Raw genomic sequence first — 20,197 nt, forward strand, 5'->3', positions numbered from 1 at the left:
TATAGATTTAATTGAACGATGAGAATTTTTGTGAAGGTTAATACATTCTAATTTGAAAGCAACGCTAAATTTTTCTTTTCTATACATAAAAAAATGCCCCTAAAAAGTGTCTAACTTTTTGGGGGCAGTCCAGTGTTCAGCGGAGTTTTTATTGATATACTCGCATCTACAGAAGGTAATGGGTAAATGTTGATTTCTTTTCAAGATTATTCTTCTTTCTTAAAACTCACCACCAAATAGTCTCCGTTTGAACAATATTTCTTACAGCTATCATCTTTAAAATTTTCAGGTTTTTTGGTGTATTCTTCGATATATCTGGTGCTTTCAGATGTATCAGCAGGAACTATGACAATATGGTAATTGTCAACTACTGTACTGTCGGCTTTTTTTAATGCATCTTCCTTGTATTTCAATGCCTCAGTGTATTTCATATTTAATATCAATAGGATTAGTATAATAAAAAATTACAAAAACCAAGCCGTTTGAAGAGAAACAAGCCGCCACACTTCTTATAAATAGTGATTATTTTAATTAAGACTTTTTCTATGCTTTGCATCCAGCATCCTTTATTCCATATTCTAAGTATTTTAGCTAATTCTTTTCGTAAAGGTAAATCATCTAAGCTGCCTATCTGGTCAGAAATGAATTCTTTGCTAATAGCCTTCAAGAAGACAGTAATATTAGTACCATTTTCTATTTAAATTCTGTTATCGTCCTCTGGATATATGGGTTCTGGAAGAGTATCTTGAGGTTCCCAACCTAATCGAATCTATAAAAAACCCTTATTTTATGAGTCCTCCAACCGGGAAATTCTGTATCCCGAATCTATTAGGCCCCCTAAAGACCTCCGGAGAGTACTTCAAGATGTTAAAGAAGTGCTTTAGAACTGTAAAATATTACTTCAGAACCGAAACCTATATATCTGAAACCTAAAATTCCAAACTTAAGGATCAAAAAACACAATTCAACTCAGACATCCAGCCATAATTACGGAATTACATTACCTAAAAATCAAGATTTCTATTATCTTTTAAACAATAAGTTTATCATATTTATATAATATTTAATCATTTCATTATCAATCATTGACACACTTTATTTTTATTGATATTTTTACCGTATGATGAGAAAAAGCTATTACCAGAAACTGGCATTTATGGTCACATTGCTGACTATTTTATTAGCCTATCAAAAGTACACCAGCCGGGAAAAAGAACCTTTTCCTGATGTAAAGTTTATTACCAGTACTTCAAACTCTGCGAATCTATCCGATTTTGATCCCAATACTCTGGACAAAGAGCAATGGCAGAAACTTGGCTTTTCAGAGAAGCAGACTGCTACAATTCTTAAATATAAAGATATTGTAGGGGGAAAGTTTATGTCAAAAGAACAGTTGAAAAAATGTTACGCAATTTCTGACGAGAAATTCAGGGAATTGGAATCATTCATTTTACTTCCTGAAATAACAGAGAATGGGAAGCCAAAAGGATTGAATGCGTATGGAAAGAAAGAAATTACGATTTCAGGGAAATTCAATCCTGATCGGCTTTCTGCTAATGGCTGGCTCAAAATGGGTTTCAGTGAAAGACAGGCAGAAGCTATTTTAAAATACAGAAATTATCTGGGAGGAAGCTTTATCAGTAAGGAGAAGTTTAAAGAATGTTTTATCATCTCTCCGGAAAATTACAGCAAGCTTGAACCTTATTTGCTTTTACCTGCAAAAACTCCCGAAACTTTTCAAAATTCAGCAAAGAATAGTATGGCCAAAACCAAAATTCAATACCATTCTTTTGATCCTAACCAACTGGATCTGGAGGGTTGGAAAACCTTTGGATTTTCAGAAAAGCAAGCCATTACCATCATTAATTACCGGGATAGAAATCTACGGGGAAGCTTTAAAAGCCTGAACGATCTGCAGAAATGTTTTGTGATTTCTGCTGAGAAATTTCAGGAAATGAAACCTTATATCAAACTCCAGGAGAAGCAGCAGGAAAAAACTGATTTTTCAAAAACAGATCTCAATACCATTACTTTCAGACAACTTATAGAATTTGGTTTGGATGAAAAAAGCGCAGGTTCTATTATCGGTTTCAGAAAAAAGTTAGGGGGCTTTATCAATAAGCAACAGATTTTAAGTACATACAATATTGATCAGGATCTTATTCAAAAGCTGATCTCAATTGCGCCACTAAATTCCTCAGATGTCACCAGATATTCATTAGTGGATGCCCCCGAAGAATGGCTTAAAAACCACCCCTATTTCAAATATTCTGCAGACAAAATCATTTTCTACCGGATCAGTAATCCTGATGACAGAAAAATATGGAAACTTTTAAAACTGCAACCTGAGTATGAAGAAAGAATGAGATTGTATGTAAAATAACTTAAAACGATTCCAAAATAATATTTTGGAATCGTTTCTCATCTGAAATATTATCCCCGAATTTAATGATGCATATAACTGCTTGGTCCATTGGTGCCTTCAATGGATTCCGGCAATATTCCATAGCGGTTGCGCAAATCGACTGTACCTAAGGTTTTTCCTGTGTTGATGTCAATTACACTAACGGTTCCTGAGTTCAGATTAGGGAGATCCAACAGGTTATTTTGTACTGCTACCACTTCTTTTCCTGACTTGGTTTTAAAGAAAGCCATATGGTGTGCCCCTTTATCAGCATCAAAAGTCTTTAAAAGCTTTAATTGGGGGAGATTATTTATATCAAAGACAAGTATCTTCCCAGGATCTGCAAAACTTACATACAGTTTGTTTGAATCATCAATATACATTTCGAGTGCCCAGCCTAAACCTTTTGTGCTTCCGTCAAAGATCTTAGTAAAGGCATCATATTTTTTAGTGGCAGTATTGTATGGAGCAATCCAGATATCTCCGCCAAGCATGGTTGTAGCAAGTGCATACTGTGGAAACTTTCCGCGCAATAGTAATACTTCCACAGGAGCAGATAAATCAGTTGGGGAGTCTGCTACCTGATAGGTTTCCTTTATTTCATAAGTGTTCAGATCTAATAAAGTACAGGTATTGCCCATTCCCGTAGTGAGGTCCGGATGAATGGTTGAACTGACCATCATTAGTCCTTTTTCTTCATTAATTGAAATACCATGCGGATACATTATAAACTGATTGGGATTAGCCTGAATTGGCGCTTTAATAGTTTTGATCAGCTGATTATTATTAGCATTAAAAACACCTATGCTGCCATCCTTCGGGCCTCCTGCTCCTCCCATAAAGGTCATAAAATATCTTCCGTCAGTTGTGAAAAATAAATTTTCTCCTACCGTATTCTCACCAGTATCAATAGGCGTTGCATCAATTAATTTTGGCAATCCATTTTGATCTTCTCCCGTTCTTATCTCATAGAGATAACTGCCACCCAAAGCCGTTGTGAACATTTTTTTTGCATTCTGGTTGTAATAAATATGATGGGGCAATACCCCAATACCCAATTCAAGTCTGCTGCTGATATTTCCAAAATCCGGGGCTTCTGGATCGAGTTCTATAACGGCAATTCCGTCTGGTAATCCTTTTAAGCTTCTGTAATCAATATAAAAGGAAGAATCATGTGAATGATCCGGATCGTGCTCATTCAGACAACCCGTAAAAGTTATCAAAGTCACAAATAAAAAGGCTGCAATAAATTTTAATTTCATGATTTTCAGGTTATAAGTGTTATTGTTATAAATATAATATATTTTCTATGAAAAATAAAATATATTACACCAATATGTGAAAAATAATGAAATAAAAATAATCCAATCGTGTTTCCAGTAACTTATACCGGAAAATATAGGAGGAAAACCGTTAAAGTATTGTATAAGTTTTAGTCGAATGTTTTACTGGAATCGGTGAGCATAGCATTCAATGCATTCAGTTCATCTTCGGTAAGATCTCTCCATTTTCCAATCGGGAGGTCTAGTTTGATATTCATGATACGGATTCGTTTCAGTTTTTTCACTTCGTATCCGAGATATTCGCACATTCTTCGGATTTGTCTGTTGAGTCCCTGGGTAAGAACAATTCTGAAATTCATATCATCAATCTTTTCTACCTCACATTTTTTGGTTACGGTATCCAGAATAGGAACTCCGTTTCGCATTTTTTCTAAAAATCTAGGATTGATCGGCTTATCTACACGAACAATATATTCTTTTTCGTGATTATTACGGGCTCTCAGAATCTTATTGACGATATCACCATCACTTGTCAGTAAGATCAGTCCCTCACTTGGTTTATCTAATCTTCCGATAGGAAAAATCCTTTTCGGGTGGTTGATATAATCTACGATATTATTTTTTTCACGTTTTGTATCCGTAGTACACACAATTCCTACCGGCTTATTAAAAACGATATATACAGGTTTTTCCTGAGGTTCTCTGATAGCTTTACCGTCTACCTCCACAAGATCTTCATCGGAAACTTTTGTTCCCATCTCAGGAATTTTTCCGTTTATTTTGATCCTACCCTCTTCTAAAAGTTTATCTGCCGCTCTTCTTGAACAGTACCCTACTTCTGATAAATATTTATTGATGCGTGTTTTTTCCATTAGTCTTTTCCGTAGCTGGTATAATTTTTATTGCTGAAAATTGTAATTCCATAACTTAACCCTATGAAAAATCCATCAGCTCTATCTTTGAGTTTATGTGATTCAAAAACAATTCCTCCTTCCTGACTCAATCTTTTTGAATAAGAAACCTGCATTCCCAGTCTGCCACCCCAGAATTCAGTATCTGAAACAGCGGAGTGATTAAGCTGTTTTCCATAATTAATATCAATGTAAAATGGTCTTTCTCCCGGAGCAAAAATGATCTTCGGCTGAATAACCCAATACACCAGATGATAATTATCTTGTATAAAGCTATATTTGATTCCGGTTCCTAGTGCAAAGTTAGGAAGAAAATTATATCCTCCGATAGCAGTAACACCATAAGTCAGATTTCCTAATGAGGATCTGTTTTCAATATACTGCGAATTGGTGATCTGGTCTTTCTTCTTAATATTAAATCCGATATTAAGGGAAGGATTAAAATAAAAATCCATTTTTGATTTTCCAGATTCTGTATCCTGAGAAAATGTCTTAAAAAAAGCGAAGATAAATATTAAAAAGGATAATTTTATTTTCATAGACTTTCAAATCTGTACTCGTTATTTAAAAACTGATCTGTAGCGTTTTCAATAGCATAGTCACCGATTTTAGTACGTCTTAATTGAGTCAGATAGGCTCCTACTCCTAATTCCTGACCTATATCGTGTGCAAGACTTCTGATATAGGTTCCTTTTGAACAGCCAACCATGAAACTTACTAAAGGAAAATCTATCTTAACATCTTTAATATAATGAATGGTGGTTTTTCTGGCCTTCATTTCTACTTCTTCCCCAGCTCTTGCAAGATTGTAAGCTCTTTCACCATCAATTTTAATGGCTGAATAAACGGGTGGTTTCTGTTCAATTTCTCCAATAAACTTTTCAAGTACTTCTTTTACCTGTTCTTCAGTAATATGAGAGATATCCTGATGAAGGATTTCAGGTTTCTCAGTATCGTAGGATTCTGTCTGTACTCCGATCTTAATCTCCGTCCAGTATTCTTTGGGAGCATCCTGAATTTCAGGAATTTTCTTGGTGAATTTTCCGCAGCAGACAATCAGAAGCCCTGTTGCTCTGGGATCTAAAGTTCCTGCATGCCCGATTTTAAATTTTTTAGGAAGATCAAATTCCCTTTTAAGCTTATATTTCATTTTATTGACAGCCTGGAAGGAAGTCCAGTCCAAAGGCTTATCCAATAAAAAAATGTATCCTGATTTCAGTTCTTCAGCAGTCATGAATGGGTATAAATGAGTGATTTCTTATTTAAAGAAATAAAAATAAATCAACAGAGCAATTCCAACAAAAATACGGTACCAGCCCCAAGGTTTAAATCCGTATTTATTAAGCACTCCAATAAATGCTTTGATAGCGATAAGTGCTACGATAAACGCGACAACATTTCCTACTACAAAGATCATAATGTGATCCTGTGATGCCATAATCATTTCATATCCTTTCTGTGGATTTGCCGTTTCTTTTCCCCAGGTTTTAACAAAAACTGAATATACCGTTACTGCCAGCATGGTAGGTACAGCAAGGAAGAAAGAGAATTCTGCAGCAGCTTTTCTGGTAAGTCCCTGTGTCATTCCTCCAATAATAGAAGCCGCACTACGGCTGGTTCCAGGCATCATTGCAAGACATTGCCAGAAACCAATGGTCACTGCTTTTTTGATGGTAATTCCTTTTTCGTCGTCTATTTTAGGGTTTTTAAACCATTTGTCTGCAAACAGTAAAACAACACCTCCTAACACCAACACTGAAGAAATAGCGATCTGATTCCCCAGCACAGCTTCAATTTTATCATCGAATAAATATCCTAAAACCAGAGCAGGAACTACAGCAAAAGCAAGTTTAAAATAGAACTGAATATTGTTTAAGTCAAAAAACTTTTTCCAGTAGGCCACTACCACTGATAAAATGGCTCCAAATTGAATGGATACCTGAAACATTTTTAAAAATTCTGTTTCTTCAAGCCCCATAAGGTTGGCTGTAAATCCCATGTGTGCGGTAGAAGAAATCGGAAGATATTCCGTTAACCCTTCTACAATGGCAATAATAATTGCTTTGATTAAATCCATATTCTTTTAAAAAATTAAAAGATTAAGAGATCCGGAAATTCAGAATGCATTACTCTCAATTTCTTAATCTCTTAATCTCAAAATATAAAAATTTATTTATTTTCTCTTTAAGATAGCGTATACTTCTATTACAAATCCAATAACAACAAACAGAGGTGCTATCCTGATTCTTCTGATAGAAAAGATATCATCATTCCATGAGTTCGGGTCAAATTTACCATCCACCGTATTGGCGTCCGGGCCCATCATCAATAGAAATCCTACGACAATAAATGCCAGTCCTATCAGCATCCACTTGAAATTCTGTGGTCCGAAATAGAAAGCGTTTTGTTGTGGTACTTCAGCTTCATGTCCAAAGTCTGAAGCGGAAAATTTATTTGTTTTTTTGCTCATTGTTAAGAGTAATATAAATCGTCAACGTTTGATTTTAAGAACCTCCATGTAGCGAAAATTGTACTTAAGACAGAGATAAAGACTCCTACTCCCAATACCAGGATCACTAACCAGAAATACTGGTTGTTGTCCTGTACGAAAGCAGAACCAATCTGGCTTGTGAAATAATACCAGACACCACCCAAAGCAATAAGACCAATTACAGAGCCAATAGCCCCTAAAATGATTGCTTCTATAATGAAAGGCTTAAGGATGAATCTCCTTTTCGCTCCTACCAGCTGCATTGTTTTAATAATAAATCTTTTTGAGAATATTTTCAGACGGATAGAGTTGTTGATCAATACAACAGCCAATACAAGGAACAGAATTGAGAATCCGAAAATCCACTTTAAGATTCTGCTCAGGTTATTGTAAACATCTACCATTAAAGTACTGTCATTTTTAACATCGATAATTCCTGGAACTGATTTGATCTCTTTAATAGCCTCATCAATTTTTGCCGGATCTACGAATTCAGGTTTTAGAGCAACTTCAATAGAAGATGGGAAGATATTTTCTTCAAACAATGCATCACTGTCAATTCCCATACTTTTCTTGGCTTCTTTTGCAGCCATGTCTCTTGAAATATAGGTTGCTTTTTTTACCGGAGCTAGTGTCTGTACCTTTTTAAAAGTTTCTTCCTCCAGTTTTGCAATTTTTACAGAATCTTTAGCATCATAATTTTCATCAAAGTAGGCGTTCACCACCAACTGTTCTTTGATATAGTCAGAATACTTCTGGGCATTAATTAAAATAAGCCCCATTAATCCTAACAAAAATAACACTAAGGCAATACTTATCACTACTGTAATATTGCTGGACCGAAGCCTTTTCTTATTAAATTCATCTACAGATTTAGCCATTAATATTAAAATTTTTGGCTAAAATAGAAAAAAACTTCCGAAATTTGGGACGAAATAAAGAAAATCATTGTTAATAAAATCATAAAAAACCTTGAGTGTAAAAGCAAAAAAACATCTTGGACAGCACTTCCTGACAGATGAAAACATCGCAAGAAAAATCGTAGAAGGTCTTAGTTTTGAGAACTATAATAACATCATGGAAGTAGGTCCCGGAATGGGAGTTCTTACCAAATATCTTCTTGAAAAAGATCAGAACATTTATCTTGCTGAGATCGATACAGAGTCTATCGAATACCTGAAAAAAAATTATACAAAGGTTACTGAAGAGACTTTTGTGGGAGATTTCCTGAAACAGGACTTCAGTTTTATCAAAGATGATCAGATTGCTATCATTGGAAATTTCCCCTATAATATTTCATCACAGATCTTGTTTCAGATTGTAGATCATTATCAACTGATTCCGGAAATGGTAGGAATGTTTCAGAAGGAGGTGGCTGAGAGAACGGCTGCCGTTCCGAGAACTAAAGATTACGGTATTCTTTCTGTCCTGATACAGGCTTATTATGATGTATCTTATATGTTTACAGTACATGAAAATGTATTTAATCCACCGCCAAAAGTAAAATCCGGAGTCATCCGACTTACCAGAAATCCAAAGGAAGGTCTTGCAGGCAATGAAATTCTTTTTAAGCAGATTGTAAAAACAGGATTCAACCAGAGAAGAAAAAAACTGTCTAATGCATTGAAATCCTTAAATATTCCGGAAGCTTTAAAAGGCCATGAATTTTTAGATAAAAGAGCGGAAGAACTTAGTGTAGCAGATTTTATACATTTCGCCAATCTCTGGAAACAAAATCAATAAACTTCAATAAAAAAGGCTCCTGATAAAGGAGCTTTTGTGTTGGATTAAGTGATCGTAAATTTACTTCTAAAAAGCAGAAAGCCTTTCAAAATAAATCTGAAAGGCTTTCTTTTTATATTACATTATCAATTCTAGTTTCTGTTTTTCAGCATGATCCATCCTGACCAGTTCATCTGAGCTTTTGATTTCGGATACTCAAAATTGAACTTATACCAGTATGTTGCTGTAGGAAGTCTCTTACCTCCAACTGTTCCGTCCCAGATAGGTTTTTCTTTTGAGAATCTGAACATTTCCACTCCATATCTATCATACACAGAACCTGTAAAGTTTTTAAAGTCTCCAAGAGCTTTAAGGTCCAGTACATCATTGATTCCGTCTTCGTTCGGAGTAATAATGTTGTTGATCTGCAGGGTAAAGAATTCAAGAGATCCTACACAGTGCGTCCCTACTCTTCTTACCAAAACAGTATAATTTGTATTGTCTAAAAGATTGCTAAACACGTTTGAATCCTGCCAGGTGATTCCGTTATCAATAGAATATTCCAAAGTACTTGGCATATTGTTCATCGGAGGATTTTCAGCTGTAATTGTTACTGTTTTCTTGATGCTTTCATAGTTTAATCCAGTCACAAAAGGCGTAGCTGCACCCATTACTTTAGCTTCAAAAACTTTCTTACAAATTCCGTTATCAACTTCTACGGAATAGATACCCCATTGGTCTACATCAATTTTCTGTGTTGTTGCCCCTGTACTCCAAAGGTATTTAAAGCCTTGTCCCGCACCTGCATCAAGAGTCACTTTATCACCGACACACATTTCAACATCTTTTAATGGGGAAGTGATTTCCGGAGTAACTTCAATTCTTATTGTTGCCGGATTAAGAGATTTACAACCTTGTGCACCAATTGCATACACTGTAAATGTAGTTGTCTGATATAAAGTAACAGTCTGCATATTTCCTGTTCCCATGAAATTGCTCCATAGGTAAGTATCTCCTCCTTCAGCAGTAAGGGTTACAGATTCTCCCGGACATATTTTTATTCTGGAAGCTTTTACTTTAGCTGTTGGGGTTACTTCTTTATGCAATGTCAATTCTACCATTTTACTACAGAATCCTCCATTGGAAACTACAACATACAGAATCTGACCATCGTTACCGTTATAGTTTAATGGAGTCTGAATATAATTACCGTTCTGTGCAATTGCATCCGCCTGATTTACATAGAACTTAAAAATAGCTCCTGGTGTCGGGCTGATGGTAGAGGTAATTGTGCTTAAATCAAAAGTGGTAATATCCGGTGTAGTACAAAGCAGTAATGTAGCATCCTGAGCCTGCGGAGTTGTTCCCCCATGAATCTGAATAGTAGCTTTACCCGGACATGGATTCCCCGGAACACTTACTTCGATAGTATAAGTACCTGGCTGTACAGCCGTAATTGTATTGGTTGTAGCATTAGGAACCGGTGCTCCGTTATAATACCACTGATATACAAGGTTAGGATCATTTACAGAAGCCGTGATTACCTGAGGTACATTATCACAAACATTGATATCAGAAGGTAATTTTGTTCCTGCAGGGTCTAAAAGATCTACCCCAATATTGAAAGATCCTCCTTCCAGAAATACTGCAGAGTCATAACTGTGGTCACTATAATCGGCAATTACCATTTTGAAGTGGTATTCCTGCCCTGCTACTACAGTTGCTGTAGCAGTCAATGGAATTGTTCTTCCGTTAAAATTGGTTTCGACGTTACCTGTGTTGTAACCGGCAAAATATTGTTCATTTACCGCTCCACAGCTGCCTGGTACTTCAGGGTGGATATTCGTAATACTTACAGGTCCAGCACCTCCGGGAAGTACAGCCATATTCACATAAGGTCCGCCCGAGGTAGGTCTCAATAAGATCGCAAATGCATCTGCAAAAGTACAAGGGAATGAACCTGTATATTCTTCGGATGCAATCAGATAGTTAAATTTAATCTGGCTTGTTGTTGGAACGAAGTCAAATTCCAAAAGAACAGCATCATTCAATCTGCTTTCCACTACTCCAATCACCTGTGCAAGATCAGCATCTGAACCTCCACCGTTGACGTCACTCAGTCCTCCTTCAAAAGTGTTACCTGCTCTTCTCGCATACCCTGTAGAAAGAATAAGCCCGTCTTTAAAAGGGAAATTGGTTGTTGCCTTATGAAAATATCCCCATGCTCTGTCTGCATTACTTGCAGCATGATTAGGAGTAATTTTCACATTGGTTACATTGGGAGTAAGACAAGTATTGGTTCCGGATGAGATCAATACATCTTTTACCATTTTTTCAATAGTGTAAGTAGTTTCAGGATACTGCGGAGCATTAACGTCAATAAAAACACCTGCTCTTCTGGAGGCTGCTGTAGGAATTTCCTTTACGTGTTTCCTGGGTGGTAGATCTTGTGAAAATAAAAAAGTCGAGATGACTAAAAAAAATAAACAAAGCGGTAGATATCTTCTCATAATATTTTTGTTTCAACAAATTTAATTTTTTTTTAAATATCTCACATACATATTTATATTTTTTACCATAAAAAAACAATACATCAACCTTTTAAAGTAAATTTTCGTTAATCAATCCCTATTCGTACAAACCATAAACAATGTGGTAGCATCGTGTTACAAATTGTTTTAACATATTTATCTTCTATTTTAAATAATTCACAAAACACAATAACATTTCCTATATAAAACAACAAAATCTTTCATTGCTGAAAGATTTTGTTGTCTATTTTATTTTAATAAATTCTAGTTTCTGTTTTTTAAGAGAATCCAGCCCGAGCGCTGTTCCATTTTCTTACTGGCCGGGTTTTCCCACTGTACTCTATACCAGTATGTCCCTGTAGAAAGGTTAATTCCTTTTAATGATCCTGTCCAGATAACATCGCCTTTTGAAGCTTTGAATACCTCTGCCCCATATCTGTCAAAGATAGAAGCTGCAAAATCTTTGTATCCGCTGATTCCTGTGAAATCGATGGTATCATTTACACCATCCATATTAGGAGTAATAGCATTGCTGATCACGAATGTAAAATAGTCCAGTGAAGTACCGCATTTAGCTCCTTTTACTCTTACCATAAGAGTATACATTGTATTATTCAGGATACCGGTAAATATATTCGATGACTGCCATGTTAATCCTCCATCAATTGAAAATTCTAAAACACCTCCCGTCGGGTTACTTGCCGTAAGGGTAAGAATGTGGTTATCATATACAACATTGGTAAATTGTGGCAGATCAGGATTAATCAGCTGGGCAGAGAATGTTTTGGAACAGACTCCATTACTGATTATTACAGAATAAGCACCCGCAACATTAGTTGTTATTGTCTGGGTAGTTGCTCCTGTATTCCATAAATATGTATAATTGGGTCCCGGACCTGCATCAAGAGTTCCTTTATCTCCAGCGCAAACAAATACATCCTTCAATGTAGAAACAATTGCCGGAACTACTACGATGGTAACTTTAGCCGGATTTACAGAGCTACATCCGTTTCCTCCCAATGCAAATACTGAATATTCTGTTGTTGTGGTAGGAGTAACAACCTGTGTATTTCCATTTCCGGTAAGTCCTATCCAGTTATAAGTAATACCTCCGGTAGCCGTCAATGTTACAGATTCCCCTTCACAAATCTTCAATTTAGATGCGGTAAGTCCTGCGATAGGCGGACCAACCTGAACTGTAACTGATGCTGGCGTTGCAGAAATACATCCATTAGCCCCAACGGCAAATACTGTATATGTCGTAGTCACAGTAGGTGAAACTACCTGAGTATTTCCGTTCCCTGTAAGACCATTCCCCCAGTTATAGGTTACTCCTCCTGAAGCTGTTAATGTTACTGATTCACCTATACAAATACGAGGTACTGACGAAACAACAGCTGCAACCGGTTGTACTTTATCTTCCTGTACTGTTACTGTTGAAGTATAGGGACAGCTCAGATTTCCTGGCTGTGATACATTTGTAACGGTTAAAGTATAGGTACCGCCTGCACTTACAACAGGGGTAAGGGTATTGCCTCCTGAGACGATAGTTCCTCCGGTTGTTGTCCATGCAATAGTAGATCCTGCTGGTACAACTGATGCGGAAGCATTAATTGTAATCTGAGGAGTTGTACAGGTAATTGTTTGCGGTGCAGCAATTGTAAGAGTAGTTTGAGCCGTGCTTAATAATTGCAGAGATACTACATAGCTACAACCTCCATTACTTGCTAAAACATAAATCGTCTGGCTTCCTCCCGGCGGCGTATATGCTGTAGGGGTTACGATAAAGTTTCCGTTAGCAGCATTGGCATCAGCCTGATTTATATAATAAGTGAAAGTAACTCCACCTGTAGTTGTGATCTGAGGCTGAGCTTCTGTAAGATTATAAGTTAATCCCGGCTGATAACATTTATGTAGTATTGCGTTCTGTGCTGTAAAAGGTTCTGACACTTCAATTGTTATAGTGGCAGGATTTTGAGACACACAGCCATTAGCACCTACTGCTGTTACAGTATAAGTAGTTGTAACGGTAGGTGAAACCACCTGTGTATTTCCGTTTCCGGTAAGGCCATTGCCCCAGTTATAGGTAGCACCTCCTGTTGCGGTAAGTGTTGTGGACCCGCCTTTACAGATTTTTATTTTGCTTGCAGTAAGTCCAGTCACCGGTGGGGCACTGTTTCCTGTTACCGTTACGTTACCTACTGCTGTACAAGTAATATTTCCTGGCTGGTACACTTTTGTTATGGTTAAAGTATAGGTTCCCGCAGCATTGATAACAGGGTTTAAGGTAGTTCCTCCTGAAACAATATTTCCTCCTGTAGTGGTCCAGTTGAATGTAGCACCTGCCGGATAAACGGAAGCTGATGCATCCAGTGTAGTCTGAGAGTTAGCACAGGTAAGTACTGCCGGAGGGGCAATAGTAGGGATCATTTGTGGTGCTTTCACCAATTGAAGCTGTGCCACTTTTGCACAGAAACCGTTTGCTACTCTTACATACACCGTTCCTCCTGCACTCTGATGAGCTGTGGGATTTGGAATTGTATTTGTATTTCCTGCATTAGCGTCTGCCAAGGTAGCATAATATGAAAACACGGCTCCCGGAGTGGTACTTATTGAAGCTTGTGCTGATGTTAAATTAAATGTAGCATTGCCGGCAGCATAACAGGCCGTTAACGTCGCATTCTGTACTGTTGGAGATGTCCCTCCTACTACTGTAATGGTAGCTTCTCCCGGACAGCTGTTTCCCTGAATAAAAACCTTAACAGTATAAACTCCTGGCGCTGTTGCTGTATAACTTGCATTGGTAGCCCCAGCAATCGGATTGGTTCCCAAATACCACTGATAGGTTATATTGGGTCCCTGAACAGAAGCTGTAAAAGTCTGTGGTGTATTATCACACATATTTACTGATGCAGGCAGCTGCGCTCCGGCAGGGTCTAAAATTTTCACTCCAATATCGAAAGATCCTGCTTCCAAAAATACTGCAGAATCGAAGTTGGGATCCTGATAGTCGGCAAGAACAATTTTAAAATGATACGTTTGCCCTGGGACTACAGTTGCTTTTGCTGTAAGAGGAATGGTACGGCCGTTAAAATTGGTTTCAATCTGTGCGGTATTGGTACCTCCGTAATAGGCCTCATTTTTAGGTCCGCAGTTTTGATACTGCGGGTGGATATTCGTTACACTTACAGGGCCTGCTCCTGCCGGAAGCACTGCAAGATTGGTATAAGTAGGATCAGATGCCTTTTTTAGAAGCAAGGCAAAACCATCGGTGATGGTACATGGAAAGTTCTGCTGATATTCTTTTGAAGCAAATAAATATCTGAAAGTAATTTCAGTAGAAGCTGCAACAAAGTCAAACTCAATAGAGGTAGCATTGGTCAGGTTATTATTACCTATTCCCAAGGCGTTTGCCAGATCTACATCTCCTCCTGTTCCCAGGTCATCACTTAAAGTTCCCTGAAGAGTATTTCCTGCTTTATTGGCATATCCGGTAGAAAGTATAATTCCTTTGCTAAACGGAAAATTGGTATTTGATTTATTAAAATATCCCCAGCTTCGGTTCTGATTGGAAGCCGGCAGGTTTGGAGACACCGTTACATTGCTTACACTTGAGCTGGTACAGGTAGTACCTCCTGAGATAAGAACATCATTGATCAGCTGGGTTATAGGATAGCCTGATTCCGGGTAACTTGGTGCATTCACATCTATAAAAGCACCTGCTCTCAAGGAAGCAGCACTGGGTTTTCTCGCAATTTCTACCCTTCCTCTATTTTGAGCCAAAATAAAGTTGCCTATGAAAACTAAAAATAACGCTAAAAATAAATTTCCTCTCCTCCTATTTAACATTTTATATTATTTTAAACAAAAATACTATTTTTTTTAATTGAAATTCAAGTTAACACAATTTACATTATTACTAACGCAAATTTATTTATGTTAGGATATCAACTCTATTTATTTTAATATAATAAAAAAAGACTGACAAAATAGTCAGTCTTTCAATTATAGTTTTAATTATTCTATATTTTTAAGTAATATCCATCCTGTTTTCACTGTAACTTCTTTACTCGCAGGATCTTCAAAGGTTACCTGATACCAGTAGGTGGAAGTAGGTAGTTTTTTACCCTGGAAATATCCATCCCAATATGGTCTTATCTTTTCAGCTTTGAAGACTTCTCTTCCGTATCGGTCAAAAACCTGCCCGCTGAAATCTTTATAGTTGACCACTCCGCTGAAATCAATAATATCATTAATATTATCCCCATTTGGAGTGATTACATTTTTCATAACGAATGTAAAGAATTCAAGGAAACCTACACAGCTTGTGAATTTAACTCTCACCCTGATTGAAATGATTTTATTTTTAGGGACATTGTTAAATACATTGGAAGACCGCCATGTAACTCCGTTATCCACCGAATATTCAAGAGTACCATTACTTGGATTGCTCGCTGTAATGATCATTACCCCATTTTCATTATAGTCTACTTTTATTACTTCAGGAATTACTGCTTTAATAACCTGTGCTTTAAACTCTTTTGAGCACACCCCATTGCTTATCATTACTGAATATTCTCCCGGAGTAGAAACCGTAATACTCTGACCTGTTTCTCCATTACTCCACTGATAGGTATACCCAGGACCTGAACCTGCATCCAGAATGATTTTATCTCCCTGGCAGATATGTCCTCCTTTCAAGTTTGAAACGATAGCCGGTACTACTTCTATTGTAATACGTGCCGGCTGAAGAGATTTACACCCCTGTGCTCCGATAGCATATACGGTATATGTTGTTGTCTGGGTAGGGCTTACAGTTCTTATTCCACCTGTAGTGGCTGCAGAATCACCCCATTGGTATGTCACTCCACCCGAAGCTGTTAATAACACGGATTCCCCTGCACAGATTTTTAATCTAGGTGCTGTAAGCAATGCTGTTGGAGTTTCTTCTTTTCTTAATGTTAAAGTTGCAATTTTACTACAGAAAGCTCCATTGGAAACCAGTACATATAATATCTGTCCATCTGTACCGTTATAGGTTGTCAGATTGGTAATATAACTATTATTTTGAGCCTGTGCATCAGCCTGATTAGCATAAAAACGGAATACCGCTCCCTGTGTTGTACTGATCAGGGGTTTTGCTGCTTCTAAATCAAATGTACTGAGTGCAGGTGTTGTACAGAGCTTAAGCACAGCATTCTGTACTGTAGGACTCGTTCCTCCGATAATGGTAACGGTTGCTTCACTAGGACACTGATTGCCCGGAACCATTACTTTCACAGTATATACTCCTGGCTGGGTGGCAACATAAATAGCGCTGGTTGCTCCCGGAATAGCAACTCCGTCTTTATACCACTGATACGTCATTCCCGGAATGGCTGCTACCTGTGCTTTCAATTGCTTTGGTGTATTGTCACACATGTTGATACTGCCAGGTAAAACTGCTCCGGCTTCATCTACAATTTTAATTCCGACATCAAAAGATCCTCCTTCCAGGAATACAGCTGAATCATGGGTAGAATCTTTTGCATCTGCCAACACCATTTTAAAATGGTATGTTTGTCCCGGAATTACGTCTGCTATAGCTGTTAAAGGTGTTGTTCTTCCAAAATAATTAATAAGCAGATGCGGGTTTGCCAATCCTCCAAAATAAGTTGCATTGATAGGTCCACAACTAAATCCATTGCCTGCAGGAACAATATTGGTTGCACTTACCGGGCCTGCACTTCCCGGTAACACCGCAAGATTAGTATAGGTAGGATCCCCCACTTTCTTCAGCAATAATGCAAAAGCATCAGAATAACCCAGACATGGATAATTCGAAGTATACTCATCGGAAGCAAATATATAGTTGAACTTTACCTGGTTGGAATTCGGGACAAAATCAAATTCAAGCGCCACGGCATCCGTTAAACTAACGTTAGCTCCTGTAGCGGCAACAAGGTCTGCATCACTCCCGGTTCCTGTAGATTGCCCAACAGCTGATATATAATTATTACCAGCTTCCGAAGCATATCCCGTTGTCAGGACAATACCATCAGTAAAAGGAAAATTTGTTGTTCCTTTATGAAAATACCCCCAAAATCTGTTGTTGTTAGTCACATCCTGATCAGGAGATACTGTAACATTGGTAACATTGGCTGTTGTACAATTGGTACCACCATTGATCAAAATATTCTTCACCAATTGCTCAGGTGTATAATTTGAAGGGACGTAAGGAGGTACATTCACATCTATGAATGCTCCGGCCCTGAGACTGGCAGCAGAAGGCTTTATCTTCTCTGATTTTCTGACTGGTCTCGTTTGAGAAAATGCAGAAACAGAAATCAATAAAAAAGAAAAAAGGAAAAAATAGTTTTTTAGTCTATAGATTAACATTTTGTTTTCATTTGTTCAAATGTAGCAAAAATAATAATAACAAATCAGCCTTGAATGTTACTATTTTTCAAATAAACACCTAGATTCATAAGATTTTTTTCTTATCATTACATTTTCCGTAAATCATTATGGAACAGAAATTTATAAAAAAACAGACCAATTGTATTGATCTGTTTATATTTTATTGTCATAATTCAGTTGCAATTATTCTTCTTTTTTCAATTGCTCGATTTCATTTTGCAGTTGAGAGATAATATCTTTTAAAGCCTTTATTTCGTTTTTATTAGAGTTGACATTACTCCTCAATATTACATTTTTTGCTCTTTCATTGTGATCTTCTTCTTCCTCTTCTTCATTGATCTCTTCAATGTCTTCCTGGATATCTTCTATATCTTCATTGATCTCTTCAATATCTTCGCTGATCTCTTCAATATCCTCACTGATCTCTTCGATATCCTCCTGAATGTCTTCAATATCTTCACTGATCTCTTCAATATCCTCCTGGATATCTTCAATTTTCTCGTGACTTTTATTCACTGACATCTGGATAAAAATAGCCAGATAAATAGCTTCCAGAGAAAGCACTGTAGTAAGAATCAGCAGCATCTTATCAAAATCTACGATATGCAGCATCGGAAGCACAAACGAAGTTAGAAACAGCAGAGTATGTACAATCAGAGACTGAATAGACCCTATCCATGATGTAATGCTGTCCGCTATTTTTTCAAGAACTTCTGTTTTTTCGTTATATTTTTTCATCCTTTATATTTTTACAACAGTTCTTTGGTAACGCCTAATCCAAACAAGGCAAAATCATATTTTGCAGGATCTGCTTCATCAAATTTTCTAATGGCAGCATCCAGTTCTTCCACCGTTTTCCAGTCATTCTGTGTTCTGGAAACCAATCCCAGTTTTCTGGAGATATTTCCGGTATGCACATCCAAAGGAATGGAAAGGTTTTTCTGATCTATATTTTCCCAGATTCCAAAATCCACTCCCCGTTTATCTTTACGCACCATCCACCGCAAAAACATAATAATCCTTTTGGCTGAAGAGTTTTTGTAGGGCGAACTGATGTGCTTATGGCTTCTGTGCTTTTCTGTTTCCAGAAATCCGTTTCTGAATCGTTCTATCGCGTGGAGAAAATTATTCTCCGGTTCTTTTACTTCAAACAGGTTTTCCAGGCTTTCATTTTCTTTATAAATTCTGTTGAACTGTCTGATGAAATAGGAAAAATCCTGTCCATTGAAAGTTCTGTGAATACTTTTATCCTGAATAGCTTCCAGATCCTTTTCTGAATAATTCATCACAAAATCATAGGGAGAGTTTCCCATAATATCGAGCATCTTATTCGCAGAATTGATGATCGATTTTCTATTCCCCCAGGAAATTGTAGCCGCCAGAAATCCTGCAATTTCAATATCCTGTTTTAAAGAAAAACGATGAGGAATCTGTATGGGATCATTTTCAATAAAATCAGGAGCATTGTACTGATCTGCCTTTTCGTTGAGAAAATCTCTGAGTTCTTCAAATTTCAGCATATTCATTTTTAAATCTTTACACTTTCCAATGCTTTTGGTAAAAATGTATTGGGGAAAATATTTCTTGCTTCATCAGTAAATACCGTCAGATCACCATATCTGTTGGAAAAATGTCCTAAAATCAGTTTTTCAACCTGAGCTTTCTGAGCAATAGTTGCCGCTTCCAATGCCGTGGTATGCCCAGTATAATCAGCCATTTCCTTCAGGTCATGTAAAAATGTGGATTCATGATAGAGAACGGTAGCATTTTTAATAATCGGAATAACACTTTCAAGGTAGCGGGTATCACTGCAAAACGCGTAGGATACCGGCGGAACAGGCTCAAGAGTGAGAATTTCGTTTTTAAGAACATAGCCATCGCTCAGTACAAAATCTTTTCCTGCTTTTATATTGTGGTAATCACAGGTTTCAATTTCGCTGTATTTCGCAATTTCTTTCATATTCAAATGCCTGTCTTTCGGCTTTTCCTTAAAAAGGTAACCATTACAGTAAATCCTGTGATCCAATGGAATCGTATATACTTCTACTCTGTTGTCCTCATATATTTTTTCGGAATAATCTTTATCCAACTCATGATAGACCACTTCAAAACCACGATGCGTTTCTGTAATCTGGAAAATGGTTTCCAGCATCTTCTTAATCCCTTTCGGGCCATAAACATGCAGCGGAGTATCTCTTCCTAAAAGACGGAAAGAAGCAATAAGTCCCGGAAGCCCGAAACAATGATCCCCATGAAGATGGGAGATAAAAATATGATTGATTTTTGAAAATCTTGCTTTTGCTTTTCTCAGCTGCACCTGCGTTCCCTCTCCACAATCAATGAGGAAGAGTCTTTCTTCCATTTCCAGCAGCTGGGCTGTGGGTGATGTATTGATGGTTGGAATCGCTGAATTAAAACCTAATATTGTTAAATAAGTACTCAAATCAATAATTTAT

General features: G+C 37.2%; 16 protein-coding genes. 2 read left to right on the top strand and 14 right to left on the bottom strand.

Going from position 1 to position 20,197, the window contains the following annotated elements:
• Positions 1–206: 206 nt before the first annotated feature.
• Positions 207–431, bottom strand: a complete 225-nt coding sequence (locus FN817_RS19325) for a hypothetical protein (RefSeq protein ID WP_142719359.1) — start codon at positions 429–431, stop codon at positions 207–209.
• Between the two features lie 689 nt (positions 432–1,120).
• On the opposite strand from FN817_RS19325, the gene FN817_RS19330 reads away from it, so the two are divergent.
• Positions 1,121–2,383, top strand: a complete 1,263-nt coding sequence (locus FN817_RS19330) for a helix-hairpin-helix domain-containing protein (RefSeq protein WP_142719360.1) — start codon at positions 1,121–1,123, stop codon at positions 2,381–2,383.
• A gap of 62 nt (positions 2,384–2,445) precedes the next feature.
• Here FN817_RS19330 and FN817_RS19335 read toward each other — a convergent pair whose 3' ends face one another.
• The 7 genes from FN817_RS19335 to FN817_RS19365 form a co-directional block, all read right to left on the bottom strand.
• Entirely contained in the window at positions 2,446–3,666 is a 1,221-nt protein-coding gene (locus tag FN817_RS19335; RefSeq protein WP_142719361.1) for a YncE family protein, read from the bottom strand.
• Positions 3,667–3,836: 170 nt separating this feature from the next.
• The gene (gene rluF, locus FN817_RS19340) at positions 3,837–4,559 is read right to left on the bottom strand and encodes a 23S rRNA pseudouridine(2604) synthase RluF (RefSeq protein ID WP_142719362.1); all 723 of its coding nucleotides are present in this window, start codon (positions 4,557–4,559) and stop codon (positions 3,837–3,839) included.
• Positions 4,559–5,053, bottom strand: coding sequence for a hypothetical protein (locus FN817_RS19345; protein ID WP_142719363.1), 495 nt, complete (start codon positions 5,051–5,053; stop codon positions 4,559–4,561). The genes rluF and FN817_RS19345 overlap by 1 nt, the downstream gene beginning before the upstream one ends.
• 80 nt (positions 5,054–5,133) lie before the next feature.
• Positions 5,134–5,832 carry a tRNA pseudouridine(55) synthase TruB gene (gene truB / locus FN817_RS19350; protein ID WP_142719364.1) on the bottom strand — a complete coding sequence of 233 codons (699 nt, stop codon included), beginning with the start codon at positions 5,830–5,832 and terminating at the stop codon, positions 5,134–5,136.
• A gap of 24 nt (positions 5,833–5,856) precedes the next feature.
• Positions 5,857–6,675 (bottom strand): undecaprenyl-diphosphate phosphatase, encoded by an 819-nt coding sequence (locus FN817_RS19355; protein WP_142719365.1) that lies wholly within the window; start codon positions 6,673–6,675, stop codon positions 5,857–5,859.
• Between the two features lie 96 nt (positions 6,676–6,771).
• Entirely contained in the window at positions 6,772–7,068 is a 297-nt protein-coding gene (locus tag FN817_RS19360; RefSeq protein ID WP_142719366.1) for a DUF3098 domain-containing protein, read from the bottom strand.
• 2 nt (positions 7,069–7,070) lie between these two features.
• A complete protein-coding gene (locus FN817_RS19365) occupies positions 7,071–7,970 on the bottom strand; it encodes a cell division protein FtsX (protein WP_047423638.1) in 900 nt (299 codons plus the stop codon).
• A 91-nt stretch (positions 7,971–8,061) separates the two neighbouring features.
• On the opposite strand from FN817_RS19365, the gene rsmA reads away from it, so the two are divergent.
• Positions 8,062–8,832: a 16S rRNA (adenine(1518)-N(6)/adenine(1519)-N(6))-dimethyltransferase RsmA gene (rsmA, locus tag FN817_RS19370; RefSeq protein WP_142719367.1), complete on the top strand. Its 771-nt coding sequence runs from the start codon at positions 8,062–8,064 to the stop codon at positions 8,830–8,832.
• 131 nt (positions 8,833–8,963) lie between these two features.
• On the opposite strand, the gene FN817_RS19375 is transcribed toward rsmA, so the two are convergent.
• From FN817_RS19375 to FN817_RS19400, 6 genes are all read right to left on the bottom strand, one after another.
• Positions 8,964–11,321: a choice-of-anchor L domain-containing protein gene (locus FN817_RS19375; protein ID WP_142719368.1), complete on the bottom strand. Its 2,358-nt coding sequence runs from the start codon at positions 11,319–11,321 to the stop codon at positions 8,964–8,966.
• A 285-nt stretch (positions 11,322–11,606) separates the two neighbouring features.
• A complete protein-coding gene (locus tag FN817_RS19380) occupies positions 11,607–15,191 on the bottom strand; it encodes a choice-of-anchor L domain-containing protein (RefSeq protein ID WP_142719369.1) in 3,585 nt (1,194 codons plus the stop codon).
• Between the two features lie 168 nt (positions 15,192–15,359).
• On the bottom strand, positions 15,360–17,720 hold the full coding sequence (locus FN817_RS19385) for a choice-of-anchor L domain-containing protein (protein WP_142719370.1): 2,361 nt from the start codon (positions 17,718–17,720) through the stop codon (positions 15,360–15,362).
• Positions 17,721–17,924: 204 nt separating this feature from the next.
• Positions 17,925–18,479: a DUF1003 domain-containing protein gene (locus FN817_RS19390; protein WP_142719371.1), complete on the bottom strand. Its 555-nt coding sequence runs from the start codon at positions 18,477–18,479 to the stop codon at positions 17,925–17,927.
• An 11-nt stretch (positions 18,480–18,490) separates the two neighbouring features.
• Positions 18,491–19,261, bottom strand: coding sequence for a TIGR02757 family protein (locus FN817_RS19395; protein ID WP_394345052.1), 771 nt, complete (start codon positions 19,259–19,261; stop codon positions 18,491–18,493).
• An 8-nt stretch (positions 19,262–19,269) separates the two neighbouring features.
• Positions 19,270–20,184, bottom strand: coding sequence for a ribonuclease Z (locus FN817_RS19400; RefSeq protein ID WP_047381393.1), 915 nt, complete (start codon positions 20,182–20,184; stop codon positions 19,270–19,272).
• Positions 20,185–20,197 lie beyond the last annotated feature (13 nt).

The sequence above is a fragment of the Chryseobacterium rhizoplanae genome (assembly GCF_900182655.1).
Taxonomy (GTDB): domain Bacteria; phylum Bacteroidota; class Bacteroidia; order Flavobacteriales; family Weeksellaceae; genus Chryseobacterium; species Chryseobacterium rhizoplanae.

Coding starts and splice junctions, on each gene's coding strand:
- FN817_RS19325 (WP_142719359.1), bottom strand. CDS start 431: ATGAAATACACTGAGGCATTGAAATACAAGGAAGATGCATTAAAAAAA.
- FN817_RS19330 (WP_142719360.1), top strand. CDS start 1,121: ATGATGAGAAAAAGCTATTACCAGAAACTGGCATTTATGGTCACATTG.
- FN817_RS19335 (WP_142719361.1), bottom strand. CDS start 3,666: ATGAAATTAAAATTTATTGCAGCCTTTTTATTTGTGACTTTGATAACT.
- rluF (WP_142719362.1), bottom strand. CDS start 4,559: ATGGAAAAAACACGCATCAATAAATATTTATCAGAAGTAGGGTACTGT.
- FN817_RS19345 (WP_142719363.1), bottom strand. CDS start 5,053: ATGGATTTTTATTTTAATCCTTCCCTTAATATCGGATTTAATATTAAG.
- truB (WP_142719364.1), bottom strand. CDS start 5,832: ATGACTGCTGAAGAACTGAAATCAGGATACATTTTTTTATTGGATAAG.
- FN817_RS19355 (WP_142719365.1), bottom strand. CDS start 6,675: ATGGATTTAATCAAAGCAATTATTATTGCCATTGTAGAAGGGTTAACG.
- FN817_RS19360 (WP_142719366.1), bottom strand. CDS start 7,068: ATGAGCAAAAAAACAAATAAATTTTCCGCTTCAGACTTTGGACATGAA.
- FN817_RS19365 (WP_047423638.1), bottom strand. CDS start 7,970: ATGGCTAAATCTGTAGATGAATTTAATAAGAAAAGGCTTCGGTCCAGC.
- FN817_RS19375 (WP_142719368.1), bottom strand. CDS start 11,321: ATGAGAAGATATCTACCGCTTTGTTTATTTTTTTTAGTCATCTCGACT.
- FN817_RS19380 (WP_142719369.1), bottom strand. CDS start 15,191: ATGTTAAATAGGAGGAGAGGAAATTTATTTTTAGCGTTATTTTTAGTT.
- FN817_RS19385 (WP_142719370.1), bottom strand. CDS start 17,720: ATGTTAATCTATAGACTAAAAAACTATTTTTTCCTTTTTTCTTTTTTA.
- FN817_RS19390 (WP_142719371.1), bottom strand. CDS start 18,479: ATGAAAAAATATAACGAAAAAACAGAAGTTCTTGAAAAAATAGCGGAC.
- FN817_RS19395 (WP_394345052.1), bottom strand. CDS start 19,261: ATGCTGAAATTTGAAGAACTCAGAGATTTTCTCAACGAAAAGGCAGAT.